Genomic DNA, 25,792 nt, shown 5'->3' on the forward strand with positions numbered 1-25,792 from the left:
TCGCGAGCGCCTTCAGCCGATAGAGCGCCTCCAGCGCATCCCGCGGGCTCATCGCGTCGATGTCGAGTTTCGCCAGATCCTCGCGCAGCACGTCGCACGCCGCCTCCTCGACCTGCGCCGCCGCCGCAAACAGCGGCAGGTCGTCCAGCCCCGCTGCGAGCCCACCCGTCTTCGCGCGCCCAGCCTCGAGCTTCGCCAGCACCGCCTTCGCGCGCGCCACCGTTGCCGGCGACATCCCCGCCAACCGCGCGACCGCCAGCCCATAGCTCCGATCCGCCGGCCCGTCGGCGAGTTCGTGGAGCAGCACCAGCTCTCCCTTCCACTCGCGCGCGCGAACATGATGCAGCGACAGCGCCTCGCACCGCTCCGCCAACCGCGTCAGCTCGTGATAATGCGTCGCGAACAGGCAGCGGCAGCGATTGTCCTCATGGATCGCCTCGACCACCGCCCACGCGATCGCGAGGCCGTCATAGGTCGACGTGCCCCGCCCGACTTCGTCGAGGATCACGAAGCTGCGCGGCGTCGCCTGCGCCAGGATCGCCGCAGTTTCGACCATCTCGACCATGAACGTCGATCGTCCGCGCGCGAGGTTGTCGGATGCACCGACGCGGCTGAACAGCCGGTCGACCAGCCCGAGGGTGGCCTTGGTTGCGGGCACGTACGACCCGGCCTGCGCGAGGACTGCGATCAGCGCGTTCTGGCGGAGGAAGGTCGATTTACCACCCATGTTCGGCCCGGTGACGAGCCACAATCGCGAGCTTTCCGACAGGTTGCAGTCGTTGGCGACGAAACGGTCGCCCGACTTCGCGACCGCGGCCTCGACCACCGGATGCCGCCCGCCGTCGATCTCGAAGCAGGCATGATCGACCAGCGACGGCCGCGCCCAGGCGCCTTCCGCCGCGCGCTCCGCCAGCCCCGCCGCGACGTCGAGCCGCGCTAGCGCATCCGCCGTCGCCGCAATCGCCTCGCGCCCCGCCAGAGCCTGCGCGGTCAGTTCCTCCAGATGCGCCGCCTCCGCCGCCAGCGCATGCGCGCCCGACTGCGACACCTTCGCCGCGACCTCGTGCAGGGCAGGCGTATTGAACCGCACCACGCCGGCCAGCGTCTGGCGATGCGTGAAGCCGCTCTCGGGCTTCATCAGAGGATCCGCCGCCCGCGCCGGCACCTCGACATGATAGCCGAGCACGCCATTATGCCTGATCTTCAAAGCGGTCACGCCGGTCGAGGCCCGAAACTCTGCCTCCAGCGCCGCGATCGCCCGTCGTCCGCCGGCTCCCGCATCGCGCAGATCGTCGAGCGCCGCGTCATAGCCCGCTGCGATATAGCCGCCATCGGATGCCTCGATCGGTGGGGACGGCACCAACGCGCGCTTCAACAGGTCGATCAGCGCGCCATGCCCGCGCAATCTTGGGGCGATGTCCCGCAGCAAGACCGGTGGGTCGACGATGCCGTCGAGCCGCTCGCCAAGGCTCCATGCGCCGTCCAGCCCGTCCCGCAGCTGTCCTAGATCGCGCGGACCACCACGCCCCGCCGCCAGTCGCCCGAGCGCGCGGCCGATGTCGGGCAGAGCGCGCAACGTCGACCGCAACCGCTCGCGCGCGGCCTGGTCGTCATGGAACAACCGCACCAGATCGAGCCGCGCGTCGATCGCCGCCTTGTCCATCAATGGCGCCCCGAGATCCGCCCCCAGCAACCGTGCGCCGGCGCCGGTGACGGTCCGATCGACCGCGTCGAGCAGGCTCCCCTTCCGCACGCCACCGGTGGTGCAGGTCAGCTCCAGGCTCTCGCGCGTGGCCGCGTCGATTGCCATCGTCTCCGCCGCCCGCCCGATCCGCGGCGGTCGCAGGAAGGGCATCGCACCCTTCGCATTATGCTCCAGATACGCGACCAGTCCGCCCGCCGCGGCGAGCCCCGCGCGGCCGAACTGCCCGAACCCGTCGAGCGTCGCCACGCCGTACAGTCGCTTCAACCGAGCCTCGCCCGCGCCGCTGTCGAAGTCTATCTTCGGGCGCAACGTCGTCGCTGCTTCCTCGAACGCACTCGCCTCCGACGCAACAACCTCGGCCGCGCCAAGCCGCGCGAGTTCCGCCTCGACCGCATCGCCCGCAACCTCGACGATCTCGAACCGCCCGGTCGACACGTCCGCCGCCGCAATTGCCACCGACCCGCCAGCTTCACCGATCGCCACGCACCAATTGTCCGAGCGAGCGTCGAGCAACGCCTCCTCGGTCAGCGTTCCCGCCGTCACCACCCGCACGATCGCGCGCGCCACCAGCGCCTTCGAACCGCCGCGCGCCTTCGCCTCCGCCGGGCTCTCGACCTGCTCGGCGATCGCGACGCGGTGGCCGGCCTTGATCAGGCGTTGCAGATAGACCGTCGCCGCATGCACCGGCACGCCGCACATCGGGATCGGCTTGCCCTCATGCTCGCCGCGCGCGGTCAGCGCGATGTCGAGCACCCCCGCCGCGACCCGCGCATCGTCCATGAACAATTCGAAGAAATCGCCCATGCGGTAGAACAACAGGCAATCCTGCGCCTCCGCCTTCAGGCCGAGATACTGCGTCATCATGGGGGTAGGGGCGGGATGCGACATCAGCGGCGGGTAGCGAAAAGCCGCGCCCCATAAAACCCCTCTCCCCTAGGGGAGAGGGAGGGGCCCGCGCGAAGCGTGGGAGGGTGAGGGGGAGTGAGGCTCGGGCACTCACCCCAACCGCCCCTCATCCGGCGCATGCGCGCCACCTTCTCCCCGAGGGGGAGAAGGGGTTGTTACCACCTCGCACCATCACCACCCCGGCCTTCGCCGGGGTGGTGATGGTAGGTGGCGGCGCTTCACTAGGGCGAAGTGTCCGGGGTGACGAACGCCGGCCACCTGCCTAGAAGGTCCCCCAGATCCCAACGACCGTGCGAGGCCCCCGCCCATGTCCGACGAAACGCTGCAATTCTCCGAACGCGAAGCTTTGCTCTTCCATTCGGAAGGCCGTCCGGGGAAGATCGAGATCATCGCGTCGAAGCCGATGGCGACGCAGCGCGATCTCGCGCTCGCCTACTCGCCCGGCGTCGCGGTGCCGGTGCAGGCGATCTACGACGATCCCGCCACCGTCTACGACTACACCGCGAAGGGTAACCTCGTCGCGGTGATCTCGAACGGCACCGCGATCCTCGGCATGGGCAATCTCGGCCCGCTCGCGTCGAAGCCGGTGATGGAAGGCAAGGCGGTCCTCTTCAAGCGCTTCGCCGACGTCGACGCGATCGACATCGAGCTGAAGACCGAGGACGTGAACCGCTTCATCGACGCGGTCGAGCTGATGGAGCCGACGTTCGGCGGGATCAACCTCGAGGACATCAAGGCACCCGAATGCTTCATCATCGAGCAAGCCCTGCGCGAGCGGATGAACATTCCGGTCTTCCATGACGACCAGCACGGCACGGCGATCATCACCGCCGCGGGGCTGATCAACGCGTGCCTGCTGACGGGGCGCAAACTCTCCGAGGTCAAGATCGTCGTCAACGGCGCCGGCGCCGCGGCGATCGCCTGCACCGAGCTCGTGAAGGCGATGGGCGTGCGCGGCGACAACGTCATCCTGTGCGACCGCAAGGGCGTGATCTACCAGGGCCGCGAGGGCGTCGACCAGTGGAAGTCGGCACACGCTGCGGTCACCGAAACGCGCACGCTGACCGAGGCGCTGGTCGGGGCCGACGTATTCCTGGGGCTCTCCGCGGCGGGCTCGCTGACGCCGGAGATGGTCAAGGACATGGCGCCCGCACCGATCATCTTCGCGATGGCCAACCCCGAGCCCGAAATCCGCCCCGAACTGGCGATGGCCGCGCGCCCCGATGCGATCGTCGCGACCGGCCGTTCGGATTATCCGAACCAGGTCAACAACGTGCTCGGCTTCCCGTTCATCTTCCGCGGTGCATTGGACGTTCGCGCGACCGGCATCAACGACGCGATGAAGATCGCCGCCGCCAACGCGATCGCCGAACTCGCGCGCGAACGCGTGCCGGAAGAAGTCGCCGCGGCATACGGCGTCAGCCACAGCTTCGGCCCCACGTACATCATCCCCGCGCCGTTCGATCCGCGTCTGATGGAGGTCGTCCCCGTCGCGGTCGCCAAGGCGGCGATGGCCTCGGGCGTCGCGACCAAGCCAATCCTCGACATCGAAGCGTATCGCCATTCCTTGAGGGCGCGCCTCAACCCGACCACCTCTGTCCTGTCGATGGCCTATGAAGGCGCGCGGGCGCACCCGAAGCGGGTGATCTTCGCGGAAGGCGAGGAGGAAGTCGTCCTCCGCGCCGCCATCGCATTCAAGGAAGGCGGCTATGGCACGCCGGTGCTGGTCGGCCGCGACGACGTGCCCGAGCGGTTGCGCGCACTGGGCGTCACCGATCCCGAGAGCTTCGAACTCCACAACAGCCGCGTCTCGCCGCTGGTGCCGCGGATGGTCGACTTCCTCTATTCCCGCCTCCAGCGCCGCGGGTATCTGCGCCGCGATTGCGAGCGGATGGTCAACCAGGACCGCAACATCTTCGGCGCGCTGCTGCTCCAGCTCGGCGAAGGCGATGCGATGATCACCGGCATCACGCGCACCTATGGCGAGACGATGCGCCAGATCCGGCGCGTGATCGATCCGGTCGCGGGCAAGACGCCGTTCGGTATTCACCTGCTGGTCGGGCAGAGCCACACGGTGTTCATCGCCGACACCACGGTCAACGAGAGGCCCACCGCCGAGCAACTGGCGGACTTCGCCGAACAGACCGCGGCGGTCGCGCGGCGGATGGGGCATGAGCCTCGCGTGGCGTTCCTGAGCTATTCGAACTTCGGCAATCCGAAGGGGGAGTGGCTCGATAACATCCGCGATGCGGTGACGGTGCTCGACGGGCGGAAGGTCGGGTTCGAATACGAGGGCGAGATGGCGCCGGATGTCGCGCTGAACCCGAAGCAGCTGGCGAACTATCCGTTTGCGCGGCTCTCGGGGCCGGCGAACGTGCTGATCATGCCGGGGCTCCAGTCGGCGCATATCTCGGCAAAACTGCTCCGAGAACTCGGCGGGGACTCAGTCATCGGCCCAATGCTCATCGGCATGGAAAAGCCCGTCCAGGTCGCCCCGATGACTAGCACCGCGAGCGAACTGGTTACGCTGGCCGTCCTCGCAGCAGGAGGTATCGCCCGCTAACTCCCTCGCCCCTACGGGGAGAGGGAAGGGGCCCGCGGCACTTGCCGTGGGAAGGGAGAGGGGCGTGAAGCTCGGGACGGCTGATCCCAACGCCCCTCTCCCTTCCGCAGCCAAGCAGCTGCTCCCTCCCTCTCCCCGAAGGGGCGAGGGAAAGAAGATTATGCGTCGATCGACGTCCCTAGCGACGCATGCACCAGCCCGCCATCCACGGTAATCGTCTCCCCGATCACATAATCCCCAGCCCGGCTCGCCAGATAGATCGCCGCGCCCGCCATATCCTCGTCGACCCCGACGCGCTTCGCCGGAATTCCCTGCGCCACCGCATCGCCGTGATCCCGCGCCGCCTTGTTCATGTCGCTGGCAAACGCACCCGGCGCGATCGACGTCACGTTGATCGAATCCGTCACCAGCCGCGCCGCCATCCGCTTCGTAAGATAGATCAGCGCCGATTTCGACGCATGATAGCTGTACGTCTCCCACGGATTGAGCCGCTGGCCGTCGATCGACGTGATGTTGATCACTTTCGCCGGCCGCTCCCGCGATCCCGACGCCTTCAACGCCGCATGCAGCGCCTGCGTGAGGAAGAACGGCGACTTCACATTCAGGTCCATGACCTTATCCCAGCCGATCTCCGAAAATTCCTCGAACGGCACGCCCCACGCCGCTCCCGCATTGTTCACCAGGATATCGAGCTTGCCTTCATGCTCGGCGAACTGCGCCGCCAGCGCCTTGCAACCCGCCACCGTCGAGACGTCCTGCGGCAGCGCGATGCAGTTCGGCCCGAGCTCCGCCGCCGCCGCCTCGCACACATCGGCTTTCCGCGACGAGATATACACCTTCGCCCCCTGCGCGATGAAGCCGGCGGCGATCATTTTGCCGATCCCGCGGCTGCCGCCGGTGATCAGCGCGACGCGGCCGTCGAGCCGGAACAGGTTGGTCGTATCCATCACGCATCCTCCGAATGTTTGGCTGCTTGGTATCGCCGAGCGCCGCCCGCCGCAAACCCGTTTTTCGAACGCGCCATCATTGACGAGTGCAGAAGCCATACTATGCTCGCCAAAAAGAGCAGGAGAGTGCGTGTGAGGTTTTCAGGCAAGCGGACCGTCGTGACCGGCGGCGCGTCCGGTATCGGCCGGGCGACCGCACTCCGACTCGCCGACGAAGGCGCCACCGTCCTGATCGGCGACATCGACGAAGCCGGTGGCCAAGCGCTCGCCGACGCATCCGGTGGCCGCATCCTCTTCCAGCGTACCGACGTGCTCCAGGCCGGCGATATCGAGGCGTTGATGCAGACCGCCGACGATGCAGGCGGGCTCGACATCCTGTTCAACAACGCCGGCGCGGGCGGCTCGCGCGATCCGATCGGCGAAATTTCCCCGGAGGATTGGGACCGCACCCAGGCGCTCCTCCTCCGCTCGGTGGCACTCGGTATCCGCTATGCTGCGCCGCTGATGGCCAAGCGCGGCGGTGGCGCGATCGTCAACACCTCGTCGGTGTCCGCGCTCGGCACAGGCTACGCACCGACCGCCTATTCCACCGCCAAGGCCGGCGTCCTCCACCTCACCAAGCAAGCCGCCGCGGATCTCGCGCAGCACAGGATCCGGGTGAATGCCGTCGTACCCGGCTTCATCGTCACCAACATCTTCACGCGCACGCTTGAACTCGATGAGGACAAGACGACCAAGGCCGACGCGATGATCGCGCATATCGCCGCAGACGCACAACCGATCCGCCGCCCCGGTACCGGTGCAGACATCGCCGCCGCGGTCGCGTTCCTCGCCAGCGAGGACGCCAGCTTCATTACCGGCACGCACATCCTGATCGACGGGGGCATGACGATCGGCACGCGACCGAGCTGGGACCCTGCGCAACCCTCGCTGTTCGCAATTCTCGACAAACTGAAATGACCGGATCGGGCCGCCGCCTATCGAACGGCACGATGGCGAGCTACGGCTTCGGCGCGGTCGCCTACGGAGTGAAGGACGCCGGGTTCGGCACGTTCCTGCTGCTGTTCTACAACCAGGTCGTCGGGCTGCCCTCCGCCACCGTCGGCCTCGTCATCATGATGGCGCTGCTGATCGATGCGTTCGTCGACCCCGCGGTCGGCTTCTTCTCCGATCGCACGCGAACCAGATGGGGCAGGCGGCATCCCTGGATGTACGCCTCCGCGCTACCGATCATGGTCGGCTGGCTGCTGCTCTGGAACCCGCCCTCGGTCATGTCGGAGCCGCAGACGCTGGTCTGGCTGTTCGCGATGGCGGTGCTCGTGCGCACTGCGGTGAGTTGCTACGAGGTTCCGTCGGTCGCGCTGACTCCCGAGCTGACCTCCGGCTATGACGAGCGCACGCGGATCATGGCGTATCGCTATCTGTTCGGCTGGGTCGGCGGTCTGCTGATGCTGCTGTCCGCGTACAAATATTTCCTCGCGCCCACCGCCGCGTTCCCCAACGGTCTGCTCAACCGCGCCGGTTACAGTGGCTTCGCGCTCGCGGGCGCGCTGCTCATCGGTGTCGCGATCCTCGTGTCGGCGCTCGGCACGCACCACGAGATCAAGCATCTCCCCCACGCCCCGATCGCCCGCCAGACTCTGCGCGATTCCTTCGCCGAACTGCGCGAAACGGTGAAGAACCGCGCCTTCGCGATCCTGATGGCGGCGGGTGTCTGCGCCTACACGATCCAGGGCATCAGCTACGCGATGTCGAATTACCTCTATATCTACGTATGGGGCTTCAAGGGCCCGACCTTCGTATATCTGACCATCGCATTGTTTTCGGGCGTCTTTCTCGCGTTCCTGGCGGCGCCCCGGCTCGGAAAATCCGCCAGCAAGCCCAAGGCGGCGATGACCGCGGTGCTATGCGGGGCTGCGCTCAACACCTCGCCCTATTGGCTGCGCATGCTCGGCGTGTTTCCGGAGGTCGGCGATGCCACGCTGCTGCCGATGCTGTTCGGGTTCTTCATCCTCGGCACCGCGTCGAACGTCACCGGGTTCATCCTCGGCGCGTCGATGATGGCGGACGTGGTCGAGGATTCGGAGGCGAAGACGGGCCGGCGGTCCGAAGGCGTGTTCTTCGCGGGCTCGTTCTTCGTCCAGAAATGCACGAGCGGGATCGGGATATTTTTCGCCGGGATGATCCTCGCAGTGGCGGGCTTCCCGGCCAAGGCTACGCCGGGCACGGTCCCGGTGGGGACGATTGATCGCCTCACGCTGATCTACGCGGGGCTCTACATCGCGCTGGCCTGCGTCTCCGCGTTCTTCTTCTCGCGTTTCCCGTTCGGGCGGGTAGAGCATGAGGCTCGGTTAGCGAGACTGGCCGGCGCGCCCAGCCTCGATGCAGCCCCACGAGAACCCTAATCTTCCCCCCTCCCTGAAAGGGAGGGGCCGGGGGTGGGGCGGCTTGTCGAGCGCTCCGTAAGCCAACAGACCGACCCACCCCCAACCCCTCCCTTCCAGGGAGGGAGCAGGACGGTGACAGTTACCCTTCCAGCAAGCGGACCCGCACGGTAGGACCGAGGCTTGGCCGCCCCAATCGCCGGGCAACGGCACCATCGGAGTTCCCATGCGCATCCCCGCACTAGCCACCGCCCTGACGCTCGTCCTAGCATCCCCCGCCGTCGCACAGACGATAGCCCCGATCCTTACCACCCCCGACGCCCGCGACCCGCACAGCTACGCCCGCCCTACCGAGGCCCGCGTCACGCACGTCGCGCTCGATCTCGCCGCCGACTTCGACACCCACGTCATCCGCGGCATCGCCACTCTCGACATCCTCGCGGCCCCCGGCGCCAAACAGGTCGTGCTCGATGACAATGGGCTGAAGATCGTCAACATCACCGACGCCACCGGCAAGCCGCTGCCCTACTCGGTCGGCGCGGTCGACAAGATCCACGGCGCACCGCTGACCGTCACGCTCAACGGCGCGAAGAAGATCCGCATCGCCTACGCCTCGTCCCCCGACGCGAAGGCGCTGCAATGGCTCACCCCCGCGCAGACCGCGGGCAAGAAACAGCCGTTCCTGTTCAGCCAGGGCGAGGCGATCCTCAACCGCAGCTGGATTCCGACGCAGGACTCCCCCGGCATCCGCCAGACCTGGGAAGCCAAGATCGCCGTCCCCAAGCAGCTGACCGCGGTGATGAGCGGGGACCGTGTCGCCGATGCGGCGGGTAAAACCTGCACCGCCGATCGCTGCACCTTCGCATACAAGATGGACAAGCCCGTCGCGCCGTACCTGATCGCACTCGCGGTCGGCGACATCGCGTTCAAGTCGACCGGCCCGCGCACCGGCATCTGGGCCGAACCCGCGACGCTCGCCAAGGCCGCCTATGAATTCGGCGAGCTCGAGAAATTCGTCGCCGCCGCGGAAGGGCTGTACGGCCCGTATCGCTGGGGCCGCTACGACGTGCTGGTCCTGCCGCCGTCGTTCCCGTTCGGCGGCATGGAAAACCCGACGCTCACCTTCGCCACGCCGACCGCGATCGCCGGCGACCGCAGCCTCGTCTCGTTGATCGCGCACGAACTCGCACACAGCTGGTCCGGCAACCTCGTGACGAACGCGACGTGGGACGATTTCTGGCTCAACGAAGGCTTCACCAGCTATTTCGAGAACCGGATCATGGAGGCGCTGTACGGTAAGCGCCGCGCCGACATGGAGGCCGACCTCGCCTGGACCGACATGCTCGCCGCGGTGAAGGAGACCGGCGGCCCCGCCGCGACGGACACGCAACTCCACCTCGAGCTAGACGCATCGCGCGATCCCGACGACGGCATGACGCAGATCGCCTATGACAAGGGCGCGGCCTTCCTCCGCACGATCGAGAAACAGGTCGGTCGTGCACGGTGGGATGCATACCTCCGCAGCTATTTCGACCGCCACGCCTTCCAGCCGCAGACCAGCGCCGGCTTCCTCGCCGACCTCAAGTCGAAGCTGCTGACCCCCGCCGAGGCGAAGACGATCGGCGTCGACACGTGGGTCTACCAACCCGGTATCCCGGCGAACGCGGTGCATGTGACGTCCGCCGCGTTCCCTGCGGTCGATGCGGCGGCGAAGGCCTACGCGGCAGGGGGGGCGGTGTCGGCGGTTCCGGGCAAGGCGACCACGCAGGAGATCACGCGCTTCATCACGCAGCTTCCGCGCAAACTTCCGGCCGAACGGCTGAAGACGCTCGACGACGCGTTCGGCTGGAACACGACGGGCAATTCGGAGATCCGCTTCGCCTGGCTGCAACTCGCGCTTGCCAATCACTATGCGCCTGCCAACGCCTCGGTCGAGCAGTTCCTGACCTCGCAGGGGAGGCGCAAGTTCGTCGCGCCGCTGTTCCAGCAGATGATGGACTCGGGCGACTGGGGTCACAAGCTGGCGATGGACATCTACGGCAAGGCGCGGCCGGGCTATCATGCGGTCACGCAGGTCACCGTGGACCGCATAACCGGCTGGAAACTGATGAACTGAGCCTGACGGGGCCCTGTTTCGGGCGTTGGTCGGCGCGGTAACACGCTTCGTCGGATATGGTTCCGCCGCGTATTTCAATTAAATCGAACCTCCCGTAGCCAGACTGTGACGAACGGGTTTTGGCCGGGGGGTCTCGATGAATTTCAAGGCGTTAGCAGCGCGTTTTGCGCTGGTGGTATCGTGCGGCCTGATGACGGCCACACCGGCAGCAGCCCAGTTCTGGCAGTGTGTCACGTTCGCCCGCTCGGTTTCGGGGATCGAAATCCGCGGCAACGCAAACACCTGGTGGGATCAGGCCGCTGGGCGCTACGAGCGCGGCCACAGCCCTAAGGCCGGTTCGGTCCTCGCTTTCTCGCCGACCTCGCGGATGCGCGTCGGCCATGTCGCGATGGTCTCGAAGGTCGTCAGCGACCGCGAAGTCCTCCTCACCCACGCCAACTGGTCGCGCCCCGGCGCCGTCGAGACCAACGTCCGCGCGATCGACGTCTCGGACGCCGGCGACTGGAGCAAGGTCAAGGTCTGGTACGGTCCGCAGGGCGACCTCGGCACCTCGGTGTACCCGACCAAGGGCTTCATCTATTCGGGCCACGCCCCCGCCGGCGACACGCTCGATACGCAGCCCTCGTACCAGATGGCCAGCGCCACCCGCACCGTCACCGCAACGCAGCGCGCCAACGCCGCACAGCTTGCGACGATCCAGCACGGCCCCACCGACCCCCGCGGCATCTTCACGCTGGTGAACGAGGCGAACTGAGGTTTGCCTTTGGGGTGGGGTGCGGGGCTCGCTTCGGCATTCCCCGCCGGCTCCGACATCAGCAGTCTGACGTTCCGCTACTGGCCCCAGGTTACTGCCCGGTTACTGATCACCTCCGATTAGTTCAGCACTCCAACCTACTCAAAAGACACCCCGGCGAAGACCGGGGTCCAATTGGTGAGGTCGCAGTAACGAAGCGCGGCATTCGATCAGCAACGCTTCCCAATTGGACCCCGGCCTTCGCCGGGGGGGGGCAAAAACAGCGCGCCGGGCAGCGTACCCTCTTGTTCTCCCGCGAAGGCGGGATTCCAGTCTAGGTCCCCGCCTTCGCGGGGACACAAGCCTAAGTAAAATGGAGCGAATGGCCCGAGGGTGAGCGCCCTCAAGCCGCCTTGAACGTAAGCGCATCGCCATTCATGCAATACCGCTTCCCGGTCGGCTTGGGCCCATCGTCGAAGACGTGCCCGAGATGCCCGCCACACCGCCGGCAATGCACCTCGGTTCGCGCCATCCCCAGCGTCGAATCCACCCGCGTCCGCACCGCGTTAGGCAGCGGTTGCCAGAAGCTAGGCCACCCGGTCCCACTCTCGAACTTGGTCTTCGACGAGAAGTTCGGCAACGCGCACCCGCCGCACGAGAATATCCCCGCGCGATGCTCGCCATTCAGCGGGCTGGAATAGGGCCGCTCGGTACCCTCCTTGCGCAGCGTGTTATACGCATCCGGCGACAGCTTCTTGCGCCACTGCGCATCGGTCAGCGTCACCTCGAATCGCTCCGCAGCCTGCGCAGGCTGCGACGAGCACCCCCACAAGGCAAAGCCAGCGGCACCCGCCCCGGCAAGCGTGAGAAAAGCGCGGCGGTCCTGGGTCATGTTCGTCTCCATGGTTCGGATATAGGTACGGCCGAACCACCGGATAAGGTGATGCCATTCCTCAGTATTTGCTGATTTCCACCGGCAGCGTGCGATACCCGTGCACGAAGCACGCCGCGACCCGCGTAGGCTCGGCGAGCACGTTGATCCGCATCCGCCGTGCTGCCATCTCCTCCAGCAGGATCGCGATCTGCATCTCGGCGAGCCGTGCGCCGACGCAGCGGTGGATGCCGTGCCCGAACGCCAGATGCCGCCGAGCGTTCGGCCGATCCACCACGATGGCATCCGCATCGTCGCCGAACACGCTCTCGTCGCGGTTCGCCGAGATGTACCAGAGCGCGAGCTTGTCCCCCGCCTTGATCTGCTGCCCCATCAATTCCGCATCCGCAGTCGCGGTCCGGCGCATATGCGCAAGCGGGGTCTGCCAGCGCAGGATCTCGCTGACCGCGTTCGGGATCAGCGTCGGATCCGCCTCCAGCTTCGCGCGCGACTCCGGAAACTTGTCCAGCCCATACGCCAGCGCCGACATCGAATTGCGCGTCGTATCGTTGCCGCCGACGATCAGCAGGATGAGATTACCGATAAATTCGTTGTGATCCATGTGGCTCATCGCGTCCGAATGAATCATCATCGAGATGAGGTCGGGCGTTGGCGGCTTATCGATCTTCGCGTCCCATAACCCTTTGAAATACGAACCGCATTCGAACATGTGCGCGAGCCGCTGCGCACGCAGTTCCTCGTTCTTCACGATCTCGATGTCGCCTGCCCAGTCCGACCAGAGGGTCAGCTTGCGGCGATCGGCCCACGGAAAATCGAACAGGATCGCGAGCATTTGCGTGGTCAGTTCGATTGCGACGGTATCCACCCAGTCGAAGCGCGTGTTCCACGGCAAGCTGTCGAGCATGTCCGCGGTGCGGCGGCGGATATCGCCCGACATCCGCGTCATCTCGCTCGGCGTGAAGGCGGGCGCGACGGTGCGGCGCTGACCCGTGTGCACCGGGCGGTCGCGCGCGATGAACATCGGCATGCGGACATCGCGCTCCGCGACGAAATCGGCGATCGTTATGCCGCCGGCTTCGGACGAATAGAGGTCGGGGAGCGACTCGACCTCGACGATGCCCTTGTAGTTCGAGACGGACCAGTACGGCCCATAGTCGGAATGCTCGACATAATGGACCGGCGACTCGGCCCGCAGCTTGGCGAACGGCGCCTGCCACACATCGTCGCGGTACAGCTCGGCGCGGCTCACATCGAGCGGATCGACCGCGTGTTGCGCCACGTCTCTCACCAGAGTCGCCATTGTCTCTCTCCCGTGTTTTGCCACAGGAAAGGCTTTGCTGACACTTATGTCAACAGGCTCCTCCGGATTGTGCCTACGCGATCCTCCCCCGCCAGGGGGAGGTGGCTGGCGCTTGCCAGACGGAGGGGGAGGACACGGAACAGGTGTGGCGCCTGCCTCCCCCTCCGTCGCCTTCGGCGCCACCTCCCCCTGGCGGGGGAGGAATCCAAAAACCTATGCCGCCGCCTTTGCCTTGCGACGCCAGAACGGCCGCGCACTCCCGGATTGCAGCACCCCCCGCCGGAACAGCCGTGCACCGACCGTGATGAAGATCGTCACCCACAGAGCCTGCCACGCCAGCGCCGCGACATGCGGCCACAGTTCGGCGGAGTTCGCCGCACGCCCGGCCATCGCGAACGGCGACGACAGCGGGAACAGCTCGGCGACCGTCGCGATCCAGCTTCCCGGCCGCGAGACTGCCGCCGACGACAGCCCGAACATCGCGACCTGCAGGATCGTGATCGGCAACGACAGCATCTGGATCTCGCGCATCGTTGAGGCCTGCGCCCCGACGCCCAGGAACACCGACCCGAGCAGCAGATACGCCATGCTGAAATACGCGGCGAACAGCAGCGCGAACATCGGACCGCCGACCGCCGGCGCCAGGTCGCCCAGCGCCGCCGCCGCGCCCGCCGGCATCAGCGTCGTGATCTGCGTGACCACGGTGCCCCAGAACGCGACGAACAGCACCGCGACGCCGAACATCCCGATCAGCTTGCCGAAGAACACCGATTCCAGCGGCACCGCGGCGGCGAGCACCTCGATCACCTTGTTGTTGCGCTCCTCGGCCATTGTGCCGACGACCTGGCCCGACAGGAACAGCGTCAGGAAGAAGATCCCGAACACCGCGAAGAAGGCGGATTGATGCTGGCCCCCGACCGAGGTGGTCGAGCGCGTGATCTGCGTCTTGGTCGCGGCGATCGCGGGCAGCGTGCCGCCGAGCTTCTGCGCGGCCAGCGTCGTCTGCGCCAGCAACCCGAGATAATCCGCCGAGCGCTTTCCTCGCGGACCATACAGGATCTGCGGCGCATCGAGCGGACCGTAGATCACCGCCGACGCATCGATATCCTTCGTCTCGAACGCCGCGCGCGCCTGCGCCGCCGGATCGGCCAACGGCGCGACGGTGGTCAGCGCCGGCGGTGCCTCGTCCTCGCGGAACATCCCGCGCAATCGCGTATCGGCTTCGGCGATCGGCCGCGACGTCGCAGCGGGGACGATCGCAATGATCCGCGTCTTGTCCTGCGCACCACCGCTGACGCTCGCCGCGCCCAGCCCACCGATCGCGCCGAACGATCCCATGATGACCGGCGCGAACAGGAACAGCAGGAAGATCGGCGTGAACACCGTGGCGATGAAGTCGCGCCGCGCGATCGTGAAGGTCTGGCGGAGGGTGCGGCGAAAACGGCTCATGCCGCCTGCTCCTGCGCGACGTCGCCATGCTGGCCGACGATCCGGACGAACGCCTCGTGCAACCCGGGCCGCTCGATCGACAGCCCCGAAATCCCGTATCCCGCGTCGATCAGTCTCACGAGCAAGCTCTCGATTCCTTCGTTCGGCAGCTCGAACCGCCAGCTATCCCCATCCGCCACCGCATCCGCCGGCAGCACGCCGCGGATCGCGGGATCAGGCCGATGCGGCGTATAATGCACCCGCTGCGGCAGGATTCCGCGCGCATCCGCCACCGTCCCCTCGAACCGCCGCTTGCCGCCGGCGATGATCGCAAGGCGGTCGCACAGGCGTTCGGCATGGCTCATGATATGCGTCGAGAACAGGATCGTCGCGCCGCGATCGCGCTCGTTGAGGATCAGCTTCTCAAGGCGCTCCTGGTTGACCGGATCGAGCCCCGAAAACGGCTCGTCGAGCACGAGCAGGTCGGGCTGGTGCACCACCGATCCGAGCAGCTGCACGAGTTGCGCCATGCCCTTCGACAGTTTCCGGATTTTCTCGTCGACCGCATGGCCCAGCCCGGCGGCCTCCATCAGCACCACCGCACGCTCGCGGCCGGTCTTCCAGTCGAGCCCGCGGAGCGCACCCAGAAACGCGATCGCCTCGCGCGCCTTCATCGCCGGGTACAGTCCGCGCTCCTCGGGGAGATAGCCGACCCGGTCGCTCGCATCGCGCGGATTGTCGTAGCCGAGCAGCGTGCGCGATCCCTCGTCGGGCTCGATGATCCCGAGCAGCATGCGCAGCGTCGTCGTCTTGCCCGCGCCGTTCGGCCCCAGTACGCCGTACACCGAGCCGCATGGCACCATGATGTCGACCCCGTCGACCACGCGCCGGTCGCCGAACCGCTTCACGATCCCGCTCGCGGTGACTGCCCATTCATCGTTCACGCGCAATCTTCCTACCGAGGGTGACGTCGTGGTAGCGGGCGTACGTGGCGCAAGACAAGCTGGAACACCGACTTAAGGCCAAAGCGGCCGAATTGGGTTTTGCCGCCTGTGGGATCGCGCACGCCGATGCCGCGCCGCGTGCCGGCGAACGGCTGCATGAATGGCTCGCGGACGGGCGGCACGGCGACATGATCTGGATGGAGGAGCGCAAGCACCACCGCGAAAGCCCCGCCGGCCTCTGGCCCGAAGTGCGCAGCGTCATCGCGCTCGGGATGAGCTACGCGCCGAAGGACGATCCGCTGCGGCTGGCGGACGAGGGCGGGGTAGGGCGCATTTCCGTCTACGCGCAGGGGCCGGATTATCATGATGTCGTGAAGCGGCAACTGAAGGCCCTCGGGCGTTGGTTGGCGGCGGAAGCGGGACGAGACTTGCCGCCGTTCGACCTGAAAGTGTTCGTCGACACCGCGCCGGTGATGGAGAAGCCGCTCGCCGAAGCCGCCGGATTGGGCTGGCAGGGCAAGCACACCAATCTCGTCAGCCGGGAGCATGGGAGCTGGCTGTTCCTCGGCGCGATCTACACGACGCTGGACCTGGAACCGGACCGCGGCGGCGTCGACACCTGTGGCAGTTGCGACGCCTGCCAGACCGCATGCCCGACCGACGCCTTCCCGCGGCCGTACCAACTCGACGCCCGCCGCTGCATTTCCTACCTGACGATCGAGCATGCCGGCCCGATCCCGCACGAATTCCGTGCTGCGATCGGCAACCGCATCTACGGCTGCGACGACTGCCTCGCGGTGTGCCCCTGGAACAAGTTCGCCGCCTCGGCCAACGCGAACCTGGCCTTCCACCCCCGCGCCGAACTGGTCGCACCGGAACTGGCCGACATCCTCGCGCTCGACGACGCCACCTTCCGCACGGTCTTCGCCGGCTCCCCCATCAAGCGCATCGGCCGCGACCGGATGATCCGCAACGCGCTGATCGCAGCGGGCAACAGCGGCGATCCGGCGCTGGTCGAACCGGTTGTCGAGCTGCTCGCCGACGAAGCCCCGATAGTCCGAGGTGCTGCGATATGGGCACTTGCCCGGCTCGACGACCTACGCTGTCAGGCCGAGCGCCGCCGCCTTCTACCCCGAGAAGCCGACGACTCCGTCGTCACCGAATGGACCTGCGCCGCGTAGACGCGTGACGATCAAGCGACGTCCGATTTGGGGAGGAAAGCTGCCGTTGTGCCTGTTGATGCCACAGCTATGATAACGACATGATTGACGATCAAGACAGGGACCCGCCGCGCTGGAGCGATCCACCCAGCCCCGTTTACAAAGCACTCGGTTGGGGTTGCCTAGCCGTTCTGCTCGTACCGTTTCTCTTCATCATCTACGTCGTTGCGACTTTCTGCGAGAACAACTGCTCGTAAGAATTCGTTGTCCGTAGTGGGAAGGAGAGCATTCGGTCCGGTAACGGTAGCTGTCACCCGTTACCGGACGCGCATTGGTACCTAGTTGATGCCCCACATCGTCGCCCGGTTGCGGGCAAGCTCGATCATAAAAACGTCCAACGCGGCTAAACGACGATCTACCTCGGAACTTGGCACACCGTTCCATACACCGTGATCGTAATTTTCACGGACCGTCTTAAGATCATCACCAGCTTGAAAGCGCTCCGAGATATAAAGCGTCTCTAGCAAGTCCGTGGGCCGCTCACGCTCGCTCGTTTTCGCCAAGCCGTACTTTACGAGATACTCGGACATTATGCCATCATTTGATGTACTGACCATGTTGGTCCCCTTTCATATTGCCACATGGGTAGGCAGTGAGGCGCCGTCTAGGGTGCTGCTACTTTCGGGAAATGTGATGAACGAACGTCTGCACTCGTAAACGCAGTGCAGGCCGGTGAATGTCTGGGTTTGGGCGAAATCCGCCGCTACCGTCCACCCTCGCGCCGGGTCAGCGCCGCCACGCAACTGGCGCGGTCGATCGTGCTGCCGTCGGGTTCGCGCGCGTCGAGATAGGTCACGCGGGGGGCGTCCGATCCCTTGGGATACAGATACGCATCGAGCACGCAGATGCCGCTCTGGAACTGGAGTTTGCGTGCCGAGCCTTCCCGGACATCGGCGTCGGGCTGGCCGAACAGCGTGGTCAGGCCGGCGGCGTCCTGCCCCAGCACGCGCTCCAGGCCGACGCTCGTATACGGGATCGCCGGGCGCCCGACCGCGGGCTTGGTGACCGGGGCCGCGCAACCCGCGAGGCCGCCGCCGAGCGCCAGCGCGACGGCTATGGTGGTCAATCGCGTCATGCTCGGCCCTTATCGAGATACGGGGTACGGGAATACCGGGTGTGGAAATAATGCGTCGCCATCGCTGCCCCCAGCACGGGCGCGGCGATGTTGAGGATCGGAACCACGAACAGCCCGGTGTTCGCAAGCCCCAGTATGAACCGCCCGCCCTTCGTCGTCGCACGCCAGCCCCGCATCGCCGCCGCGTCCATGTGCCGCGCCGCCACCATGTCGCCGAGATCGCGCCCGAGCAGCCAGCCATTGACGACGAAGAACGCGGCCGCGGTGCCGACTCCGGTGACGAGCAGCGCGACGTAGACGGGCAACATCAGCAGGTTGACGAGCACCACGCGGCCTGCCGACCGGAGCCCCATCGTGAGGCTGCGCGCGAAGGGCACGGGGCGGGCGGTCTTCAGCGCCTCGGGATAATGCCGAGCCTCGACCGCCGCGACCACCTCGTCTGCAAACACGCCGACGACCGCGATCGCGACCGCGCGGAACAGCAGCCATAGCGCCAGGATCGTGACGAACAGCGCGAACGCCGCCGCCAGCCCGTCCGCGTCCCAGCCGAGCCACGCCGCCAACGCCGCCTGCGTCCCCCACCACACACCGACGCCCGCCACGGCGAACACGAGCAACGTCACCGCCATCGACTTCACGAACACGCGGAGAACCGGCGGATCGGTGAGCTGCCGGAGCGAAAGGAGGAGGGCGCGGATCATGTGGACGGGATGACGCGGGGGCGCCGCAAGGTCAACGAAGCTCCGAGATTTGGAGGTGCGCGCGATTTGTGACAGCGCGATTTCTGAAAGCGCGATCTCTGAAAGAACGCATGACCCGTTCCCCCGCGGACGCGGGGGCCCAGCTGAACCAAGCACACTGCCCGAGACCCTGGACCCCCGCGTTCGCGAGGGAACAGGAAGGCGCGGCCACAACGGGCGCATGGATCGACCAACACCGGCTGTGCAGACTTGACCGCCGTGACCGCCGTGACCGCCGTGACCGCCGTGACCGCCGTGACCGCCATGACCGGCGTCACCGAAAAAACCGACTAGATCGCGGAAACCAGCAAGCAAGGCCGCCACCCCGGCGGAGGCCGGGGCCCAATTGGGGGACGCCGCTAACGTGATGCGGCGTTCCGTTACGACCACCTTTCCAATTGGGCCCCGGCCTCCGCCGGGGTGGTAGCTCGCCACCAGACGACATCTGTTCCGACGGTCTCTATGGCGTTGGCCACGTCCGCGCGCACCCCCCACACCAGTTGCACCAATCCCCCCCGCCATTTACGGCAAGCGTTTTCCCCGCATCCCCGGAGTTCCGCCTTGTCCAACCCAACTTACGACGTCGTCGCGATCGGCAATGCCATCGTCGACATCCTCAGCACCGCCACCGACGCGTTCATCGACGAGATCGGCGTCGCCAAGGGCTCGATGCAGCTGATGTTCTCCTCGGAAGAAGCCGACGCGCTCTACGCCAAGATGGGCCCGGGCATGGAAATCTCGGGAGGCTCGGCCGCCAATACCGTCGCCGGCATCGCCGCGCTCGGCGGCAAATGCGGATTCATCGGCCAGGTCGCCGACGACCAGCTCGGGCAGGTCTTCGCGCATGACGTCCGCAGCATCGGCATCGAGTTCGCCACCCCGGTCCGTCCCGGCGACCCGACCACCGGACGCTGCCTGATCTTCGTCACCCCCGACGGCCAGCGCACGATGAACACCTTCCTCGGCGCCGGCCAGTTCCTCCCCGCCACCGCGATCGACACCGCGATGATCGCCGACAGCGCGATCCTGTATCTCGAAGGCTATCTCTGGGATCCGGAAGAGCCGCGCGCCGCAATGCGTGCCGCGATCGATTGCGCGCGCGGGGCAGGGCGGAAAGTCGCCTTCACACTCAGCGACGTGTTCTGCATCTCGCGCCACGGCGGTGATTTCCGCCAGCTGCTCAGCGATGGCCTGATCGACATCCTGTTCGCCAACGAGAGCGAACTCGCCGCGCTCGCCGAGACCGACGACTTCGACGCCGGCGTCGCCAAGATCTCCGCCCAGGTCCCGACCCTGGTCGTCACCCGCGGCGAGCACGGTGCCTGTGCGCTCCAGAACGGCAACCGCGCCGAGGTGAAGGCCGAGCCGATCGCCAAGGTCGTCGACACCACCGGCGCCGGCGACCTGTTCGCGGCCGGCTTCCTCCACGGCCAGGCACAGGGCTATGACCTGCACGCATCGCTGAAGCTCGGTGCGGTCTGCGCGGCCGAGATCATCAGCCATGTCGGCGCCCGCCCGATGGTCGACATGAAGGCGCTCGCCGCCAAGCACATCGGCTGAACCCGCCCCGTCGTCATCCCCGCCTCCGCGGGGATGACGAGTTGGCTACGAAACACAAAAAAAGGGCCGCGGGAGTTTCCTCCCGCGGCCCTTTTCGCGTCCAGTGTCAGTGCGCGCCGGGCGGCGCCATGTCGATGTCGGTCTCGCCACCATCGGCCATTCCGCGACCCAGATAGCTCTTCCGATAGCCATACAGGAAGTAGATCACGAGCCCGACCGCGCCCCAGATCGGCAGCACCGCCATGGCCTCGTACGGCAGCGAGAAGTACAGCCCGATGCAGCCGACGATCGTCAGTGGTGCGACGATCCATGCGGCCGGCGTGCGGAACGGACGATGCCGGTTCGGCTCGCGCTTGCGCAGGATCAGCAGCGCGATCGCGACCATCATGAACGCGTACAGCGTGCCCGCATTGGCGATGTCCGCGAGCTGGCCGACCGGCAGGAACGCCGCGGCGAACGCCACGAACACGCCGGTGATCGCGGTCACGATATAGGGCGTCTTCCACTTCGGATGCACGCGGCTCAGCACTTCCGGCAACAGGCCGTCGCGGCTCATCACGAAGAAGATGCGGGTTTGGCCGAACATCAGGATCAGGATCACCGACGGCAGCGCGAGCCCCGCGGCGTAGCCCATCCAGTTGCCGACGTTCGCATAGCCGATCTGGCGAAGGACGTGCGCGAGCGCCTCATTCGAGCATACCAGCGCCTGCGCGTTGGCCGGAATGAGGCATGCGCGCGCCAGTTCCGGCGAGCCCGTCGTGAACGGCACGCCGTCCGCCCCGAACAGCGGCTGACCACCGATCGTCCCGATCGCGCCCGCCGCGACCAGCATGTAGAACACGGTGCAGATGCCGAGCGACGCGATCAGGCCGATCGGCACGTTTCGCTGCGGATCCTTGGTTTCCTCCGCCGCGGTCGAGACAGCGTCGAAGCCGACATAGGCGAAGAAGATCGTCGCCGCCGCACCGACCACGCCGAGGCCGTTGCTGCCGAGGATGCCGGTGGGAAGGAACGGCTCGAAATTACCGCCATGCGTCTTCGGCAACGTCAGCGCGACGAAGGCGGTCAACGCGACGACCTTGATCGTCACCAGCACCGCGTTGACGCGTGCGCTTTCCGTGGTGCCGATCATCAGCAGCCACGTGACGAGCAGCGAGATGACGACCGCGGGCAGGTTGATGAACCCGCCGGGCACGTACGGTCCTGCTGCCAGCCAGAGGGGCAGGTCTATCCCGAACGTTTCTCGCAGGATCGAGCCCGAGAAATAGCCGGACCACCCGACCGACACGGCGCTCGCGGCGACGGCATATTCGAGGATCAGGGCCCAGCCGACGGTCCAGGCGAGCAGCTCGCCCATCACCGAATAGGTATAGGTGTAGGCGGAGCCGGCGACCGGTGCCATCGCCGCGATCTCGGCATAACAGAGTGCCGCGACGACGCAGACCGCGCCGGCGACGATGAAGCTCAGGATCATGCCCGGCCCGGCCTTCTGCGCGGCGGCGGAGGTCAGCACGAAGATGCCCGTGCCGATCACGCAGCCGATGCCGAGCATGGTAAGCTGGAACGCACCCAGCGATCGGTGGAGCGATTTCTTCTCCGCCGTCGCCAGAATGGCGTCCAGCGATTTTACGCGACCAAAAATCAATTCGGTACCCCCCGGGGATGACGAGGGCCGGTCAACATGGCCCCCTTGCTCAAGCCGGCGAGCCTAATGGCAATTTTATTACGTGCAATCCTTTAGTGGCGGAAAGCTGCGCTATTGCGCGAGCATCGGACCGAGCGGGCGCCCGCCGAAGACATGAACATGCAGATGCGGCACCTCCTGGTGCCCGTCCCGGCCGATGTTGGCGAGCAGGCGATAGCCCGGCTCGACCAGTCCCGCGGCGCGCGCGACGGTGCCGACCGCGCGGATGAACCCGGCGATCTCGGCATCGGGCGCCCGCGCGGAGAAATCGTCCCAGGATACGTACGCACCCTTGGGGATCACGAGCAGGTGCGTCGGCGCCTGCGGGTTGATGTCGTGGAAAGCGATCGCGAAGTCGTCCTCGTAGACGCGCTTCGACGGGATCTCGCCGCGCAAGATCTTTGCGAAGATGTTCTGGTCGTCATAGGGCTGGGTGGCGTCGATCGGCATGTGGCAGGGCTCCTTTCCCGGAAGCATACCCACTTCCGTCATCCCCGCGAAGGCGGGGACCCATAACCTCAGACATTTCTGATCTCACTGCGGCGTTAGCCAGTCTGGGTTCCCGCCTCCGCGGGAATGACGATGCACGGTCAGCCGGTCCGCCCGGCCTTCTCGACCAGCCCGCCGACCCCCTCGCGCCGTTCCAGTTCAGCCCGCACATCGTCCAGACTCAGCCCCGCATCCGCCAGCAACACGGCGAGGTGGAACATCAGATCCGCCGCTTCCGGCACGATGCTCGTTTCGTCGCCGGAGCACGCGGCGATCACCGTCTCGACGGCTTCCTCGCCCAGTTTCTGCGCGATCTTGGGCCGGCCCTTGGCGAACAGGCTGGCGGTATAGCTGGTGTCGGCGGGCGCATCGCGGCGCGCGCGGATGGTCGCCTCGAGGCGGTCGAATACGGGGTCTGCCATGCGCGGCGTGCTGACGCAGCCGGGCAGGCGGGTCAATCCTTCTTGGGTGGACCCGCTGCTTCACGATCGGCAAGGTTGCGTCGACGGGCCTCGATGAACCGCTTGCGCAAAGCCCGGCGCACCAGCCAGACGCCGATCGCCGCAAACACGAACAGCGCGACGTCCGACATCGCCAGCCCGGTCGGCGGATGCGCGATGCCGCTATGCCCCGATTCGACCGCGAGGATGGCGAGCACCGACACGCCCGTCAGGCGCCCGGGGGAAGCGCAGCGCCAACCGGCGTCCGCACCGGAATCCCCGCCGCTGCCAGCGCGGCATGCGCATCGCCGATCGACGCCTGCCCGAAGTGAAAGATCGACGCCGCTAGCACCGCGCTCGCATGCCCGTCGCGAATCCCCGCCACCAGATCGTCGAGCCCGCCAACACCGCCGCTCGCAACCACCGGCACGCCGACACGGTCGGAAATCGCGCGGATCAGGTCGAGGTCGTAACCGCTGCGAGTCCCGTCGCGGTCCATCGACGTGACGAGCAACTCGCCAGCTCCCAATTCGGCGAGCTTCAAGGCATGCGCGATCGCATCGATCCCGGTCGCGCGCCGGCCGCCATGCGTGAACACTTCCCAGCCTTCACCCGACCGTCGCGCATCCACGCTCGCGACGCAACACTGGCTGCCAAACCGCTCGGCGATATCCGCGACCAGTTCCGGCCGCTCCACCGCCGCGGAGTTCACGGCCACCTTGTCCGCCCCGGCCAGCAACAGCGCGCGCGCATCGTCCGCCGTCCGCACGCCGCCACCGACGGTCAGCGGCATGAAGCACACCGCCGCGGTCCGTCGTACGACGTCGAGGATCGTCCCCCGACCCTCATGGCTCGCACCGATATCAAGGAAGCACAGCTCGTCCGCCCCGGCCGCATCATAAGCCCGTGCCTGCTCGACCGGATCGCCGGCGTCGCGCAGTTCGACGAAGTTCACGCCCTTCACCACGCGCCCATCGGCGACGTCGAGACATGGGATCACACGCGCACGAACCGTCATGCGACGCGCCGAAGAATGTGTTCACGCGGAGACGCGGAGACGCGGAGACGCGGCAAAGCCGCTAAGAATTTTTCGCGCAGAGGCGCAGAGAACGCAGAGAAGAAGGGGCGCGCCGGGGCGGGCAGGGTTCTGTCGCCAGTGAGGAAACAGTGAATGCTGCCGCGCACTGCCTCCGCGCTCTCTGCGTCTCTGCGCGAACAGCTCTCGCTTCCTCCGCGTCTCCGCGTCTCCGCGTGAATCATCCTGCTGCCTTCGCCACGCTCAACGCCGCCGCGAGATCGAGCCGGCCGTCGTACAAAGCCCGCCCGGTAATCACGCCCTCGACACCATCGCGCACATGCAAAGCCAGCACGTGGATCTCGGCAATCCCCTTGACCCCGCCGCTGGCGATCACCGGAATGTCCACCGCCCGCGCCAGGTCGACCGTAGCCTCGACGTTGCACCCCTTCAGCATCCCGTCACGCCCGACATCGGTGAACAGCAAAGACGCCACCCCAGCATCCTCGAACCGCCGCGCCAGATCGACGGCAGTCGTCGTCGAAACATCCGCCCAACCCTTGGTCGCGACCATGCCGTCCTTCGCATCGACCGCGACGACGATCCCGCCGGGGAAATCCTTCGCCACGCCGCGCACGAACTCGGGGTCCTCCAGCGCCGCCGTACCGATCACCACGCGGGACACGCCCAGATCGAACCAGCCCTCGACGCTGGCCCGCGTCCGGATCCCGCCGCCAAGCTGCACATGCCCCGGAAACTGCGCGACGATCGACCGCACCGCATCGCCATTGACCGAAGCCCCCGCAAACGCGCCGTCGAGATCGACCACGTGCAGATGCCCCGCGCCAGCGTCGGCGAACAGCATCGCCTGCGCCGCAGGATCGTCGCCGTACACCGTCGCCCGGTCCATATCGCCCTCGGCGAGACGCACCACCTGACCCGCCTTGAGGTCGATTGCGGGGAAAATAATCAGGCTCACGGCCGCCACTCCAGGAATCGTTCGAGCAAGGCCAGGCCATAGCGCTGGCTCTTCTCAGGATGAAATTGCACGCCGATCATCGTGTCGCGACCGATCGCCGCGGTGACCGCGCCGGCATGCTCGGTCGTCGCGAGCACGTCCGCCCCTTCGAACGCAAAGCTGTGCAGGAAATACGCCTCGCCCGGCTCGATCAGCGGATGCGGCGTGGATGGAACGACGTCGTTCCAGCCCATATGCGGCACCTTTGCTTCCACGGTCCCCGGCTCCAGCCGCCGCACGCGTCCCGGCACCCATCCGAGCCCGGCATGCGTCCCCATTTCCTCGCCCGCATCGGCCATCAACTGCATGCCGACGCAGATCCCGAGAAACGGTGTGCCCTCGTCGCGCACCCGTCGGTTCAGCGCCTCGACCATCCCCGGCACCGCACGCAACGCCGCCGCACACGCGCCATACGCGCCAACGCCTGGCAGCACGATCCGCTCGGCCTTGGCGACCAGATCGGCGTCCGACGTCACGACCAGATCGACACACCCCGCCGTCCGCAGCGCGTTCTCGACCGAGTGCAAATTCCCCGCGCCATAATCGATGAGAGCTAACATAGCCCCCCTCCCTGGAAGGGGGGGGTAGGGGGTGGGTCGGCCAGTTGGCAGGTGATGAGCGTCCCTAGCGGCG

The 25,792-nt window shown here is 66.7% G+C and carries 23 protein-coding genes; 7 read left to right on the forward strand and 16 right to left on the reverse strand.

The window, feature by feature from the left end:
• Positions 1 to 2,569: DNA mismatch repair protein MutS (gene mutS, locus H8S47_RS17050; protein ID WP_187504994.1), on the reverse strand; the 2,569-nt coding region annotated here is incomplete at its 3' end.
• A gap of 349 nt (positions 2,570 to 2,918) precedes the next feature.
• Between mutS and H8S47_RS17055 the strand changes: the two genes are divergently transcribed.
• Positions 2,919 to 5,174, forward strand: a complete 2,256-nt coding sequence (locus tag H8S47_RS17055) for an NADP-dependent malic enzyme (protein ID WP_187504973.1) — start codon at positions 2,919 to 2,921, stop codon at positions 5,172 to 5,174.
• A gap of 158 nt (positions 5,175 to 5,332) precedes the next feature.
• On the opposite strand, the gene H8S47_RS17060 is transcribed toward H8S47_RS17055, so the two are convergent.
• On the reverse strand, positions 5,333 to 6,121 hold the full coding sequence (locus H8S47_RS17060; protein ID WP_187504974.1) for an SDR family oxidoreductase: 789 nt from the start codon (positions 6,119 to 6,121) through the stop codon (positions 5,333 to 5,335).
• A gap of 132 nt (positions 6,122 to 6,253) precedes the next feature.
• On the opposite strand from H8S47_RS17060, the gene H8S47_RS17065 reads away from it, so the two are divergent.
• The 4 genes from H8S47_RS17065 to H8S47_RS17080 all read left to right on the forward strand — a co-directional run bounded on the left by H8S47_RS17065 (position 6,254) and on the right by H8S47_RS17080 (position 11,375).
• Complete coding sequence (locus H8S47_RS17065) at positions 6,254 to 7,081, forward strand: SDR family NAD(P)-dependent oxidoreductase (RefSeq protein ID WP_187504975.1); 828 nt, start codon at positions 6,254 to 6,256, stop codon at positions 7,079 to 7,081.
• Positions 7,078 to 8,526, forward strand: a complete 1,449-nt coding sequence (locus H8S47_RS17070) for an MFS transporter (RefSeq protein WP_235983012.1) — start codon at positions 7,078 to 7,080, stop codon at positions 8,524 to 8,526. Before H8S47_RS17065 ends, H8S47_RS17070 begins: the two co-directional genes overlap by 4 nt.
• A 205-nt stretch (positions 8,527 to 8,731) precedes the next feature.
• On the forward strand, positions 8,732 to 10,621 hold the full coding sequence (locus tag H8S47_RS17075) for a M1 family metallopeptidase (RefSeq protein ID WP_187504976.1): 1,890 nt from the start codon (positions 8,732 to 8,734) through the stop codon (positions 10,619 to 10,621).
• Between the two features lie 136 nt (positions 10,622 to 10,757).
• Positions 10,758 to 11,375 carry a CHAP domain-containing protein gene (locus tag H8S47_RS17080; RefSeq protein WP_187504977.1) on the forward strand — a complete coding sequence of 206 codons (618 nt, stop codon included), beginning with the start codon at positions 10,758 to 10,760 and terminating at the stop codon, positions 11,373 to 11,375.
• Between the two features lie 382 nt (positions 11,376 to 11,757).
• On the opposite strand, the gene msrB is transcribed toward H8S47_RS17080, so the two are convergent.
• The 4 genes from msrB to H8S47_RS17100 form a co-directional block, all read right to left on the reverse strand.
• Positions 11,758 to 12,246 (reverse strand): peptide-methionine (R)-S-oxide reductase MsrB, encoded by a 489-nt coding sequence (gene msrB, locus H8S47_RS17085; RefSeq protein WP_235983014.1) that lies wholly within the window; start codon positions 12,244 to 12,246, stop codon positions 11,758 to 11,760.
• 61 nt (positions 12,247 to 12,307) lie between these two features.
• Positions 12,308 to 13,546, reverse strand: a complete 1,239-nt coding sequence (locus tag H8S47_RS17090) for a cytochrome P450 (RefSeq protein ID WP_187504979.1) — start codon at positions 13,544 to 13,546, stop codon at positions 12,308 to 12,310.
• 213 nt (positions 13,547 to 13,759) lie between these two features.
• Positions 13,760 to 14,995 (reverse strand): ABC transporter permease, encoded by a 1,236-nt coding sequence (locus H8S47_RS17095; RefSeq protein ID WP_187504980.1) that lies wholly within the window; start codon positions 14,993 to 14,995, stop codon positions 13,760 to 13,762.
• Positions 14,992 to 15,918 (reverse strand): ABC transporter ATP-binding protein, encoded by a 927-nt coding sequence (locus tag H8S47_RS17100; protein WP_187504981.1) that lies wholly within the window; start codon positions 15,916 to 15,918, stop codon positions 14,992 to 14,994. Before H8S47_RS17100 ends, H8S47_RS17095 begins: the two co-directional genes overlap by 4 nt.
• Positions 15,919 to 15,962: 44 nt before the next feature.
• Between H8S47_RS17100 and queG the strand changes: the two genes are divergently transcribed.
• A complete protein-coding gene (gene queG / locus H8S47_RS17105) occupies positions 15,963 to 17,099 on the forward strand; it encodes a tRNA epoxyqueuosine(34) reductase QueG (RefSeq protein ID WP_187504982.1) in 1,137 nt (378 codons plus the stop codon).
• A gap of 317 nt (positions 17,100 to 17,416) precedes the next feature.
• On the opposite strand, the gene H8S47_RS17110 is transcribed toward queG, so the two are convergent.
• From H8S47_RS17110 to H8S47_RS17120, 3 genes are all read right to left on the reverse strand, one after another.
• Entirely contained in the window at positions 17,417 to 17,668 is a 252-nt protein-coding gene (locus tag H8S47_RS17110; protein ID WP_235983016.1) for a hypothetical protein, read from the reverse strand.
• 173 nt (positions 17,669 to 17,841) lie between these two features.
• Positions 17,842 to 18,213, reverse strand: coding sequence for a hypothetical protein (locus H8S47_RS17115; RefSeq protein WP_187504984.1), 372 nt, complete (start codon positions 18,211 to 18,213; stop codon positions 17,842 to 17,844).
• The gene (locus H8S47_RS17120) at positions 18,210 to 18,914 is read right to left on the reverse strand and encodes an EI24 domain-containing protein (protein WP_187504985.1); all 705 of its coding nucleotides are present in this window, start codon (positions 18,912 to 18,914) and stop codon (positions 18,210 to 18,212) included. Before H8S47_RS17120 ends, H8S47_RS17115 begins: the two co-directional genes overlap by 4 nt.
• Before the next feature lie 600 nt (positions 18,915 to 19,514).
• Between H8S47_RS17120 and H8S47_RS17125 the strand changes: the two genes are divergently transcribed.
• Positions 19,515 to 20,513 (forward strand): adenosine kinase, encoded by a 999-nt coding sequence (locus H8S47_RS17125; RefSeq protein WP_187504986.1) that lies wholly within the window; start codon positions 19,515 to 19,517, stop codon positions 20,511 to 20,513.
• A 106-nt stretch (positions 20,514 to 20,619) separates the two neighbouring features.
• Here H8S47_RS17125 and H8S47_RS17130 read toward each other — a convergent pair whose 3' ends face one another.
• From H8S47_RS17130 to hisH, 7 genes are all read right to left on the reverse strand, one after another.
• On the reverse strand, positions 20,620 to 22,158 hold the full coding sequence (locus H8S47_RS17130) for an amino acid permease (protein ID WP_187504987.1): 1,539 nt from the start codon (positions 22,156 to 22,158) through the stop codon (positions 20,620 to 20,622).
• A 111-nt stretch (positions 22,159 to 22,269) separates the two neighbouring features.
• A complete protein-coding gene (locus H8S47_RS17135) occupies positions 22,270 to 22,647 on the reverse strand; it encodes a histidine triad nucleotide-binding protein (protein WP_187504988.1) in 378 nt (125 codons plus the stop codon).
• A gap of 140 nt (positions 22,648 to 22,787) precedes the next feature.
• Positions 22,788 to 23,108 (reverse strand): phosphoribosyl-ATP diphosphatase, encoded by a 321-nt coding sequence (locus H8S47_RS17140; RefSeq protein WP_187504989.1) that lies wholly within the window; start codon positions 23,106 to 23,108, stop codon positions 22,788 to 22,790.
• 32 nt (positions 23,109 to 23,140) lie between these two features.
• Positions 23,141 to 23,350 (reverse strand): hypothetical protein, encoded by a 210-nt coding sequence (locus tag H8S47_RS17145; RefSeq protein ID WP_187504990.1) that lies wholly within the window; start codon positions 23,348 to 23,350, stop codon positions 23,141 to 23,143.
• Positions 23,351 to 23,355: 5 nt separating this feature from the next.
• Positions 23,356 to 24,144 (reverse strand): imidazole glycerol phosphate synthase subunit HisF, encoded by a 789-nt coding sequence (hisF, locus tag H8S47_RS17150; RefSeq protein WP_187504991.1) that lies wholly within the window; start codon positions 24,142 to 24,144, stop codon positions 23,356 to 23,358.
• Between the two features lie 238 nt (positions 24,145 to 24,382).
• Entirely contained in the window at positions 24,383 to 25,120 is a 738-nt protein-coding gene (hisA, locus tag H8S47_RS17155; protein ID WP_187504992.1) for a 1-(5-phosphoribosyl)-5-[(5-phosphoribosylamino)methylideneamino]imidazole-4-carboxamide isomerase, read from the reverse strand.
• Positions 25,117 to 25,719, reverse strand: coding sequence for an imidazole glycerol phosphate synthase subunit HisH (gene hisH, locus H8S47_RS17160; RefSeq protein WP_187504993.1), 603 nt, complete (start codon positions 25,717 to 25,719; stop codon positions 25,117 to 25,119). The genes hisA and hisH overlap by 4 nt, the downstream gene beginning before the upstream one ends.
• Positions 25,720 to 25,792: the final 73 nt, after the last annotated feature.

Origin of the sequence: Sphingomonas albertensis (assembly GCF_014358075.1) — a bacterium.
Classification (GTDB): Bacteria; Pseudomonadota; Alphaproteobacteria; order Sphingomonadales; family Sphingomonadaceae; genus Sphingomonas; species Sphingomonas albertensis.

Coding starts and splice junctions, on each gene's coding strand:
- H8S47_RS17120 (WP_187504985.1), bottom strand. CDS start 18,914: ATGATCCGCGCCCTCCTCCTTTCGCTCCGGCAGCTCACCGATCCGCCG.
- H8S47_RS17075 (WP_187504976.1), top strand. CDS start 8,732: ATGCGCATCCCCGCACTAGCCACCGCCCTGACGCTCGTCCTAGCATCC.
- H8S47_RS17115 (WP_187504984.1), bottom strand. CDS start 18,213: ATGACGCGATTGACCACCATAGCCGTCGCGCTGGCGCTCGGCGGCGGC.
- H8S47_RS17055 (WP_187504973.1), top strand. CDS start 2,919: ATGTCCGACGAAACGCTGCAATTCTCCGAACGCGAAGCTTTGCTCTTC.
- H8S47_RS17140 (WP_187504989.1), bottom strand. CDS start 23,108: ATGGCAGACCCCGTATTCGACCGCCTCGAGGCGACCATCCGCGCGCGC.
- H8S47_RS17135 (WP_187504988.1), bottom strand. CDS start 22,647: ATGCCGATCGACGCCACCCAGCCCTATGACGACCAGAACATCTTCGCA.
- H8S47_RS17080 (WP_187504977.1), top strand. CDS start 10,758: ATGAATTTCAAGGCGTTAGCAGCGCGTTTTGCGCTGGTGGTATCGTGC.
- H8S47_RS17110 (WP_235983016.1), bottom strand. CDS start 17,668: ATGTCCGAGTATCTCGTAAAGTACGGCTTGGCGAAAACGAGCGAGCGT.
- H8S47_RS17090 (WP_187504979.1), bottom strand. CDS start 13,546: ATGGCGACTCTGGTGAGAGACGTGGCGCAACACGCGGTCGATCCGCTC.
- msrB (WP_235983014.1), bottom strand. CDS start 12,246: ATGACCCAGGACCGCCGCGCTTTTCTCACGCTTGCCGGGGCGGGTGCC.
- H8S47_RS17095 (WP_187504980.1), bottom strand. CDS start 14,995: ATGAGCCGTTTTCGCCGCACCCTCCGCCAGACCTTCACGATCGCGCGG.
- hisH (WP_187504993.1), bottom strand. CDS start 25,719: ATGTTAGCTCTCATCGATTATGGCGCGGGGAATTTGCACTCGGTCGAG.
- H8S47_RS17060 (WP_187504974.1), bottom strand. CDS start 6,121: ATGGATACGACCAACCTGTTCCGGCTCGACGGCCGCGTCGCGCTGATC.
- H8S47_RS17070 (WP_235983012.1), top strand. CDS start 7,078: ATGACCGGATCGGGCCGCCGCCTATCGAACGGCACGATGGCGAGCTAC.
- hisF (WP_187504991.1), bottom strand. CDS start 24,144: ATGACGGTTCGTGCGCGTGTGATCCCATGTCTCGACGTCGCCGATGGG.